At 58.2% G+C, this 1721-nt stretch carries 2 protein-coding genes; both read left to right on the top strand.

All coding sequences use genetic code 11. From position 1 onward, the window contains the following. The first annotated feature begins 425 nt into the window (after nucleotides 1–425). Nucleotides 426–1352, top strand: a complete 927-nt coding sequence (locus tag CKO42_RS26420; RefSeq protein ID WP_200252505.1) for a hypothetical protein — start codon at nucleotides 426–428, stop codon at nucleotides 1350–1352. Between the two features lie 111 nt (nucleotides 1353–1463). Then, nucleotides 1464–1721: IS1-like element transposase (locus CKO42_RS26415; protein ID WP_200252508.1), on the top strand; the 258-nt coding region annotated here is incomplete at its 3' end.

Here is a 1721-nt window from a genome sequence, read left to right as displayed (position 1 = left end):
GATGTCAACTGGGGCTGCAGTACAGCGCGGCATCGGTGAGAACCTCCGGTCAGTCGCTATGTGAATGATGAGAATGACGAGGTTACTATCTGGGAACGGTCTCAGGTATTTAACAGGGTTGCACTAGAAATCGTCGCTGCCCGGGCACAAGCTTAAGCTGTTGCCCAATACGGCAACATCTTGGCATAAAAGCAGGCCACATGCTGGATGGCCTTGATCATCGATAGGTCCAAAACTGAGTGTTTCAGTAGGCAATCAAGCGCTCTGAAGGCGTGGCAGGAGCGCCGTGTCGGCGTACCCTTGGAAGTGCAAACTCACCCAGGGAAAAGCTGTTGCCCGATGCCCCTACCGCTGTTGACTCTAGTGCAGATCGATGCACAACGCCAATCCATGCTCGCTTTGATCGAGCCAAGCACCTGCAGGCGGTGGCGCAAGCGCAGCAGGCTGGGCAGAGTCAACGCGCGGCGATCACCAGCGCCGGGGTCGCACGCAGCACCGTGCGTCACTGGAACGCGGCCTCTGCGACCCCGGCACCGGCGGGGCTGGCGGCCTTCGTTGAGACCCCCGAAGGCGTGGTGTGGCTGCGCCAGATCCTGGTCGCGGCACACTGGAGCATCAGCGAGCAGGGCGGCGCGGGCGTGCGCGTGGTCTGTGACTTTCTTGAGCGCAGTGGACTCTCGGCGTTCATCGGTGCTTCCTACGGCACGCAGCAGGTGTTCCAGGTCCAACTGGAGGAGTTGATCGTCACCGCTGCCGCCACGTTGCGCGAGGCGCTGGCCCAAGCCATGCCCCATCGCACACTCAGCATCGCCGAAGACGAGACCTGGAAGGACGGCATGCGCTTGGTGAGCATGGATGCGGTCTCGAACTTCATCCTGCTCGAGCAGATCAGCGCTGAGCGCTCGGCGGCGGCCTGGACCCAGGCACTCGAGGATGGACTCGAGGGGCTGAACGTCACCGTGGTGCAAGGCACCAGTGATGAGGCCAAGGGGTTGTTGGCGCATGTCGAGCGCGATCTGGGCGCGCATCATTACACGGACCTGTTTCATCTGCAGCATGAGGTGAGCAAGGCCATGAGTCTGTCGCTAAAGCGCGCTGAGCAGCAGGCCGAGACGGCGGACGCTCAGGCGAAGGCGGCCTGGCAAGGGGAATGCGCGGCCGAGCAGGCCTCTCATCGCCGCCGCCATGGCCCGGGACGCCCACCGGCGTTTGCCGCGCGCATTGATGGGGCGCTGAACGCCTACGTCCAAGCCAGCCTCACGCATGAACGTGCCCAAGCGCAGCGCGCTGAGGCGAAAACCCTGATCGGCGCCTTCAGCCTACATTCCGCGCGCTTAATGAGACTATCGTAGAAATAGCATTGGTAATTTTTTTCAGTCCAACGCCCGGTAGTGCTCTAGACGTGGTTTATCCGTAAAATCTATAGCATAATATAGATATTTGCTTTTTATAAGGTTATTAGTATGGCCGAGATCCCAGTGCTATGCCCGCAATGTGGTTCGGATCACGTCAAAAAACGCGGAAAAACGAATCAAGGTAAGCAACGCTACGCGTGTCACAACACATCCTGTTTAACTTATACCTTCATCTTGGGCTATAGCTATCAGGGGCATCTTCCCGAAGTCAAGAAGAAGATCATTGATATGGCCTTAAATGGGAGTGGGATTCGCGATACAGCTCGTGTTTTATCAGTTTCTCAAACCACCGTCATCAAACACATA

The organism is Lamprobacter modestohalophilus (assembly GCF_016583905.1).
GTDB classification, from domain to species: domain Bacteria; phylum Pseudomonadota; class Gammaproteobacteria; order Chromatiales; family Chromatiaceae; genus Lamprobacter; species Lamprobacter modestohalophilus.
The sequence above is the reverse complement of the archived record's forward strand: the minus strand, read 5'-3'. Positions and strand labels throughout refer to the sequence as shown.